Source organism: Aeromonas sp. 602658 (assembly GCF_049173005.1).
GTDB lineage: Bacteria > Pseudomonadota > Gammaproteobacteria > Enterobacterales > Aeromonadaceae > Aeromonas > Aeromonas veronii_A.
In genome coordinates this window covers 515,294-523,765 of sequence record NZ_JAAKRF010000001.1, presented here as the reverse complement: position 1 = coordinate 523,765, position 8,472 = coordinate 515,294, and the positions used below count along the sequence as shown (strand labels likewise).

Genomic DNA, 8,472 nt, shown 5'->3' with positions numbered 1-8,472 from the left:
GAAGGATTCGAACCTTCGAAGGCAGAGCCGTCAGATTTACAGTCTGATCCCTTTGGCCGCTCGGGAACCCCTCCACAAGTGCGAGGCGCATACTAACAGATCTTCCGGTTTTGTGAACCCCTAAGCAGGATTTTTCCATTAAAAGAATTGGATTTGTGGCCGATAACCAGTGAAATCGCCATTTTCGAGAGTTATCTCATGCTGCCCAGTTCAATCCGTAATCACCTGCTCGTCGATGAGGGTCAGTTGGGGCAGCGCCTCAACCGTGACCTGCAGCATGGCGATCGCGCTGATTTCCGGTTGCATCTGGCCCTGCTGACCGATGCGGTGGAGGAGCAGCCCTGGTTTGATGCCAAACCGGCGGCCACTCCCCAGAGCCGTGACTGGCGTCTGCACTTTGACCTGAGACCGGCAGAGGTGCTGGTGGCTGAAGGGGCGGGGAGTGATTGCAGTGCCATCAATGAGCGGCTGCAACAGGGGGGAAGCATGGTGGATGTGCGGCTCTGGCTGGCGCTGCACACGCCGCCGCTGGCGGTCAAACAGCCGCTGCTCGATGAGGCTGTCTACGACAACCTGTCGCCGCTGGCGCGGGAGCGGTTGCAAGGAAAGCTGGCCGATGTGCCGAGGCAGGAGGATCCGCTGGTATTGCTACCGATCCTCGATCGTTTGCAAGAGGGGGTGGATACCCGGTTGCACTGGCTCAGTTGATGGCGCCTGTTCACTGGTGTAGCGCGATGCTTGTCGGCAAATCACAGGCAACAAAAAGGCGGGTGACCCCGCCTTTATGCTCTTTGGAATTTTTAGCCTTGCGGCATGCAATCAAGCGTCAGCTTCATCCGGTTGCGGCTGCTCTTTGAGCGCTGAATTGGCACGACGGGCAATCGGCTTTTCGGTGTGACGGTTGAGTTGGCGCTCCAGTTTTTGCCCCAGTTCGTTGATGGCGGCGTAGAGATCCTCATGCTCTGCCTGGGCAAACAGTTTGCCGTTGGGGATGCCAGCACTGGCTTCGACAGTGAACATCAGACGCTCTTTGGAAACAATCACATGGGGTGTGATGAGAGGCACCTGAAGACGTTCGAGCTTTTCAAAACGGGATTCGATGCGCTCGCGGATAGCCGGGGTGATGTCGATGATTTTGCTGGTAATTTCGATTTTCATATTGGCCCCCTTCGGGTCGTCTTGCTTGTGTCTTCACCTTCAGATTACTCATTGGTAAAGATTGAAATGTGATCCATGTCACATAACCTTCCCTTGGCTATTCAGCAACTTATAAATTGTGATCTTTTCCGGTTTCGTGCCAAAAACAGCTTGAGCTCCATGAAACTGGCAGGCAGTATGACGGGAATAGGATCGTTTCTGTCCCTTCTTGGCAGCACTTCGTGTCGACCTCATGTCCGGTTTCCACTGCTTGATATCGCATGTTTGTACTCCTCCCGCGTATCTCTAGATCTCATGAGCGGATGCAGGAGGTGTTGCTGTACCCGACGGGACATCAAACGTGGTTGGTTGTTGTGTTGGAGTGGTAAATGAAGCAGCAAGCCACGCAAGTCATGTGGTTTTTCGATCGGCAGCATGATCAGTGGAGTCTCTCTGATCAGGGGGCATACCAGCAGTGGCAAGGGGAGGGCAATCATCCCTGGGCTACTCGCTTGTTACCGGAAGATGAGGCCGGTTTTGCCGACTTTCTCGTCCGGCTTCATGAATCACATCTGCCCGAGCAGTTTATCGGCCATTTGAAAGATGAACGGGGGCAGCTCAACCATGTACTCTGGAGCGGCCAGTTTGTGCCCACCCAGCAGATCTGCTGTGGCTGGCTGGCCCCGCTCGACAGTGCCAACAGCGCAGTATCCTCCCTCAACCTCTCGCTGCCCTTGTTGCAAACCTCCCTGCTTACCCAGTTGGCGCAGGCGCTCTCTGCCCGTACCGGGCTCGATTTCTTCAATACCCTGGTCAGTCAGCTGGCCCATATTCTCAAGGTGGATGCGGTCTGGGTGGGGGAACTGTGCGGTGCCGACCGGGTCAGGGTGCTGGCCGCCGACGGGCTGGCGTTCAAGGATTACCCGCTGGCGGGTTCCCCTTGTCAGGAGCTCTACAGACAAGGAGCCATCTGCTTCGAGGTGATCGACGAGTCGCAGGAGTATCAACCCTGGCTGGCAGCCGGGCAGACTTACTACGGTCAGCCGCTATTTGATGCCAGAGGCCAGTTGCTCGGTCATCTGGCGTTACTCTATTCGGCTCCGGCGGATACCAGCAACCTCACCTCGGTGCTCAATACCTTCTCGGTACGGATGGTTGCCGAGCTGGAGCGGCTGCAATCCGATGCCCAGATGCGACTATCTGCGGTGGCGTTTGAAACTCATGAAGGGATCATCATCACGGATCCCGGGTTCAAGATCCTGCGGGTCAACAATGCCTTCAGCCAGATCACCGGTTTTGACAATCACTCTGTACTGGGCCTGCATCTGGAAGAAGACCTCTGGCCCAATCTGGGGGGGCTGGGTTACGAGCTCAACCCTCTCAACCGCTGGCAGGGGGAGACCCTGCGGCGCCATGCCGATGGTCACACCTATCCCCAGTGGGAGATAGTGACGCCGGTGCAGGATGAAAAAGGGGTGATCAGCCATTTTGTCATCTGCTTCGAGGATATCTCCGAGCGCAAGGCGGCCGAGCGACGCATTCAGGATCTCGCCTATTACGATGAGCTGACCGGATTGCCCAATCGTCGTCAGCTCCACGAGACCCTGGTGCAGACCTTCAACGAGGCGACCCGCGATGGCCTGATCGGCGCCTTGCTCTTTATCGATCTCGATCACTTCAAGACCATCAACGACTCCCTCGGCCACGCCACCGGCGACTGGCTGCTCAAGGAGGTTGCCGCCCGCCTCAAACGGCTGGTGCGACAGGGGGATTGTCTGGCCCGCCTCGGTGGTGACGAGTTTGTACTGCTGCTGCCATCGCTCTCGGCCAGCCCGCCCCAGGCGGAGATGCAGGCCGATATCATTGCCGAGCGGCTCATCACCGAGATTGCAGCTCCATATACCCATGGGGGACAGGTGCTGCACATCGGCGCCAGCGTTGGCATTACCCTGTTTCCGGATCGGGAGCAGGGGGTAGATGATCTGCTCAAGCAGGCGGATACCGCCATGTATCAGGCCAAGTCCGCTGGCCGCAAGACCCGTCGCTTCTTCGATGCCTCGATGCAGCAACAGGCGGATCGTCGTCTGCTTATTCACAATGAGCTGCGCAATGCTCTCAATCAGCAGGAGCTCACTCTCCATTATCAGCCTCAGCACATGGTGGATGGAGGGGATATCATAGGTGTCGAGGCGCTGATCCGCTGGCAGCCAGCCGGTCGCTCGCTGGTCTCGCCGGCCGAATTTATTCCCATCGCCGAGGAGACGGACCTGATTGTTGATATCGGCAACTGGGTGCTTTATGAGGCCTGTGCCCAGTATGTGCTGTGGGAAGAGAATGGCATCCACATTCCGCAGATCTCGGTTAACGTCAGTGCCAAGCAGTTCCATGCCACCGATTTTGTCGAGCGGATCCACGATGTGTTGGCGCAAACCGGCATGGATCCGGCCTGCCTCAATCTGGAGATCACCGAATCCGTGGTGCTGGGTCATGCCGAGGACACCATCAGCAAGATGACCGAGCTCAAGGAGCTCGGCATCAGCTTTGCCATCGACGATTTTGGCGCCGGTTACTCTTCCCTGAGCTACCTCAAGCGGCTGCCTGCCGATGAGCTCAAGATCGACCGCTCCTTCATTCAGGACATCCCGAAAGATGGTGACAACATGGCCATCGTCGAGGCGGTGATCGCCATGGCGCGACATATGGGGTTCAACGTCACGGCGGAAGGGGTGGAATCCCGCCAGCAACTGGAGTTTCTCAAGGCACAGGGGTGCAGTTTCTATCAGGGCTATCTCGCTTCCAAGCCGCTGCCGGTGCCCTATCTGGAGAAATATGTACAGCGGCTGACCAGACCGGAGCAACTGCGTGAAATGCAGCTGAGCGAGTCAGAAAAATAGTCCCTGTTCCCCGCTGTAGCGCTGCCCGGCAACGGGTAGAATGAGAGGCAGTAGACCCACCGCCACCGGGCGGTGTATTGCCCTCAATGGAGATGTTCAGTGAAAGCTGTATGGGGAATTGTTTTGTCGGCGCTGTTTGTGCCGACCCTGATGGCGCAGACTGCCGACCAGACGCTCTACCGTCAGGCGTATGACGCCGTACGGGCCAATGATCAGGCCCGTTTCCAGCAAATTCGTGCCCGTTTGACCCATTATCCCCTGTTGCCCTATCTCGATTACTATCAGCTCGCCTTTCGTCCGGGGGCGGCCGATTACAACGATGTGACCCGCTTTATCCGCCAGCATGGGGATACCCCCCAGTCCAACCGGCTGGAGCGCAGCTATCTGACCTATCTGGCCCAGAGCCAGCAGTGGTCGCAGTTCCTGCGCTTCTATCCGGCCAAGCCGAGCTCCACCGATCTGCTCTGCATGCACTATCAGGCGCTCTATTACACCGGCAAGCCGAAAGAGGCGTTGCAGGGGGCTGGCAAGATCTGGATGAGCGGCCAATCCCGTCCCGATGCCTGCTCCCCGCTATTCCAGCTGTGGCAGGCATCCGGTCAGAGAACCCAGGAGAAGATCTGGCAGCGGATGACGCTGGCGTTCGAGGCGGAAAACCCCAATCTGATCCGCCATCTTGGCGCGACCCTGGGTAGCGGCTTGCAGAGCTATGGCGATCAGATGGTGACCCTGTTCGAGCAGCCCGCCAAGGCGATGAACCCAGCCTATTTCAGCAGCAATCCTTATTCCCGCAAGCTGCTCTCCCTCGGTTTGACCCGCTATGCCAATCAGGAGCCGGAGTCGGTGCTGCGCCAGCTTGCGCTGTTTCGCAGCCGTTTCGGCCTGACCCAGGCCGAGGTGAAACCGGTAGAGCGTGCGATTGCCCGCCGCCTGCTGCTGGATCGCTCCATAGCCCAGCGCAGCTGGGTCGACAGCACGGTGAAAAAGCTGGCGGATCCCGATATCACCGAGCTGCGGGCACGACTGGCCATCTGGGAGCAGGATTGGCGTGGCCTCTCCGGCTGGGTGAAGATGATGCCGATGGCCCGTCAGAAAGAGGATCGCTGGCGCTACTGGATGGCGCGCTCCCTTGAAGTGCAGGGGCAGCAAAAACCGGCGCGGGATCTCTATCTGGAGACTGCCAACCTGCGCGGTTTCTACGGCTTTATGGCCGCCCAGCGCACCGGGGTGCCTTATCGCATCAAGAACCAGAGCGTCAAGCATGTACCGGACTGGCGCACGGCCAGCCAGCGCTGGCCCTTCCTGTTGCGGGTGCGCGAATTGCTCTCGATGAACGAGATTGCGGCGGCCCGCTCGGAGTGGATCCACAACATGGATCGCAATCCGGTGGCCCAGCGCATCGAGTTTGGTCATATCGCCCTCAATCAGGGGTGGCACGAGCTGGCCATTCTCGCCAGCATTCGCGCCGAGGCGTGGGATGCCCTCGACCTGCGCTTCCCGCTGCCGCTCAAGCGCACCTTCTCCCAGATGGCGCAAGAGCGCACCATGAACACCAGTTTGCTCTATGCCATCTCCCGTCAGGAGAGTGCCCTCTATCCGCTGGCCCAGTCGCCGGTGGGGGCGCGCGGTCTGATGCAGTTGATGCCTGCTACTGCCAAAGAGACTGCCGGCAAGCTGGGGGTGCCCTATCGCAACGAGCAGCAACTGTTTGATCCGACGATGAATATTCGTCTGGGGAGCGCCTATCTCAAGCGCTTGCTGGATGTCTATGATGGCAACCGGATCCTGGCGGCCGCCGCCTACAACGCCGGGCCGGGACGGGTAAAACGCTGGCGAGAGCAGAGTGACAACAAGCCGATGGACGTGTGGGTCGAGAGCATCCCCTACAAGGAGACCCGCAACTACGTACAAAACGTGTTGTCGTTCGATCTCATTTATCAGCACAAGCTGCAGCAGCCGCTGCGCTTCATGTCGGAGCGGGAGCTCAATCACGCCTATTGAGTCGGGGGCCGCCAGCCGGCCCCTGTTTTCAAATTTCCCTGCTGCCGGGTATCATCGGGTAAGGTTTTGTTACCAAAGGAAACATGCCTGGTGACCTGGCTCCGGGAATTGCATCAGGCCGCAGGGTATACTCGGGCGTCGGCATCGACAGGTTCCCCCACAATAAAGGAATGGATAGTGGCAACGATTAAAGACGTTTCTCAGCTGGCAAATGTGTCTATCTCCACCGTGTCGCGGGTTATCAACAACACGGCACAGGTAGCACCGGAAAAGCGTGAGGCCGTACTGGCGGCCATGAAGGAACTGAATTTTCGACCCAACAGTTTTGCCCAGGCACTGGTCAGCAAGCGTTCCAACTGCATTGGCGTGCTGGTTGGCGACCTCTGCGGCGGCCCCTTCTTTGCCCAGATGATGCGTGGCATCGAAACCATGGTCGATCAGGCCAACAAGTTCACCATCGTCATGTCTGGCAACCACGATATCGCGCGCGAGCGTCACGCCATTCAGGCGCTGCTGCAGCGCCAGTGCGATGCGCTGATCCTCCACAGCAAGGCGCTCCCGGACGAGGAGCTGAGCGAGCTGGCGGCTGGCTCTACCCCCATCGTGTTCATCAACCGTCAGGTGCCGGGCTTTGAGGATCGCTGCGTCTGGCTCGATAACCAGGCGGGGATCACCACCGCGTGCCAGCACTTGCTGGATGCTGGTCATCGCAACATCGCCTTTATCACCTCCGATGATGAAGAGTTTGTCGATGGTCAGCAGCGGATGGCCGGTTACACCCAGACCCTGGCCAGAGCCGGGATCGCCTTTGATCCTGCACTCGTCAGCCGCGCCTATGCCGACGAGAATGGCGGCTATGTGGCGATGAGTGAATTGCTGGCCCGTGGTGTCGAGTTCACTGCCGTGCTCGGTTTCAACGACGGCATGGTGGCCGGCGCCATCTCTTGCCTGCTGGAGCGGGGTTACAAGATCCCGCAGCAGGTGTCGGTGGTGGGGTTTGACGATATCCCTTACGCCCGCTACATCTATCCCAAGCTCACCACGGTGCGCTACCCCATCGAGGAGATGGGCAGCCGCGCCGCCGAGCTGGCGCTGCGTCTGCTCGATCACAAGCCGGTGGACGGCCTGGCGCTCAAGTTTGAAGCCCAGCTGGTGGAGCGTGAGTCAGTCGCCTGACGAGCGTCAGACAGCGAACAACAAGGTGGCCCCATGGGGCCACACTCTTTTCTGCGTTATCTCTCTAATCCGCCATTTATCCCGCCAGGGCGACCCGCTGCTGACGGCGCGCCTCTACCCCTTCTGCCACCATATCGAGCAGTTGCCTTGTCTGTTCCCAGCCGATGCAGCTATCGGTGATCGACTGGCCGTAGCGTAGCGGTTTGCTGCCGATATCCTGACGCCCTTCGCAGATAAAACTTTCCACCATGATGGCGGCGATGGCATGGCTACCAGCGCCCAGCTGGTCGGCGATATCTCGGGCAACCAGCAGCTGGCGGGCATGCTGCTTCTGGCTGTTGCCGTGGCTGCAATCGATCATCAGCCGGGGTGACAGATGATGCTGGCGCAGCAAGTCGCCAGCCTCTGCAACATGACAGCTCTGATAGTTGGGCTGCTGGCCACCGCGCAGGATCAGGTGGCAGTCGGGGTTGCCATGGCTGCGCACCAGTGCCAGCTGGCCATCACCGGAAGGCTGGGTATAGAGGTGGGCTGCCCGGCTGGCGAGGATCGCCTCGACCGCGATCCGGATATTGCCGTCGGTACCGTTTTTAAAACCCATGGGGCAGGGAAGGGCCGAGGCCAGTTGGCGGTGGAGCTGGGATTCGGTGGTGCGGGCGCCGATGGCACCCCAGCTGATGAGATCCCCCAGATAGAGCATGCTGGTGAGATCGAGAAATTCGGTGGCACAGGCGAGCCCTTTCTGTCCAAGGGCCAGAAGTAACTCTCGGGCCTGGGATAGGCCCTTTTCCAGTCGATCGCTGCCATCGAGGTCGGGATCGAAGATAAATCCTTTCCAGCCGAGCGTCGTGCGCGGCTTTTCGAAATAGGTGCGCATCACCAGTTGCAGCTGCTCCCCGTATTGGCCCTGCAGTTCAGCGAGCCGGCCACCATAGTCGCGGGCGGCTGCCGGATCGTGAATGGAGCAGGGGCCGATCACCAGCAGCAGGCGGTCGTCCTCTCCCTGCAGAATATGGCGGGCTTGCTGGCGGCTGTGTGCGATTTGGCGAGCGAGCCGTGCCGGACAGGGTCTGGCCTTTAACATCTCGTCAGGGGTGGGCAGGGTGGCAAGGGGTGAAGCATTCAGAAGTGAGGTGAACATGAGCGATCCTGATGACAAATGGAAATCTGCATGCTCTTTGCTGTCCAGTGGGGATCCTCCCCTTATTCTCTTGGTTAACAGAGCGCGGGCATGGGCCCGCGCTCTGTTATATCGGCCTTGGCT

The 8,472-nt window shown here is 59.1% G+C and carries 6 protein-coding genes; 4 read left to right on the top strand and 2 right to left on the bottom strand.

Annotation, left to right across the window (positions count from 1 at the left end; translation table 11 throughout):
* Positions 1-198 precede the first annotated feature (198 nt).
* Positions 199-708, top strand: a complete 510-nt coding sequence (locus G5253_RS02235) for a VC2046/SO_2500 family protein (protein ID WP_266134401.1) — start codon at positions 199-201, stop codon at positions 706-708.
* A 111-nt stretch (positions 709-819) separates the two neighbouring features.
* Here G5253_RS02235 and hpf read toward each other — a convergent pair whose 3' ends face one another.
* A complete protein-coding gene (hpf, locus tag G5253_RS02230) occupies positions 820-1,158 on the bottom strand; it encodes a ribosome hibernation-promoting factor, HPF/YfiA family (RefSeq protein WP_266134400.1) in 339 nt (112 codons plus the stop codon).
* 368 nt (positions 1,159-1,526) lie between these two features.
* Here hpf and G5253_RS02225 point away from each other — a divergent pair, with 368 nt between their 5' ends.
* The 3 genes from G5253_RS02225 (at position 1,527) to G5253_RS02215 (ending at position 7,208) form a co-directional block, all read left to right on the top strand.
* Complete coding sequence (locus G5253_RS02225) at positions 1,527-4,031, top strand: putative bifunctional diguanylate cyclase/phosphodiesterase (protein ID WP_266134399.1); 2,505 nt, start codon at positions 1,527-1,529, stop codon at positions 4,029-4,031.
* Positions 4,032-4,130: 99 nt separating this feature from the next.
* On the top strand, positions 4,131-6,032 hold the full coding sequence (locus G5253_RS02220; RefSeq protein WP_040066126.1) for a transglycosylase SLT domain-containing protein: 1,902 nt from the start codon (positions 4,131-4,133) through the stop codon (positions 6,030-6,032).
* 177 nt (positions 6,033-6,209) lie between these two features.
* On the top strand, positions 6,210-7,208 hold the full coding sequence (locus G5253_RS02215) for a LacI family DNA-binding transcriptional regulator (protein WP_069527099.1): 999 nt from the start codon (positions 6,210-6,212) through the stop codon (positions 7,206-7,208).
* Between the two features lie 76 nt (positions 7,209-7,284).
* On the opposite strand, the gene G5253_RS02210 is transcribed toward G5253_RS02215, so the two are convergent.
* A complete protein-coding gene (locus G5253_RS02210; protein ID WP_421202622.1) occupies positions 7,285-8,349 on the bottom strand; it encodes a 3-deoxy-7-phosphoheptulonate synthase in 1,065 nt (354 codons plus the stop codon).
* Between the last annotated feature and the right edge of the window lie 123 nt (positions 8,350-8,472).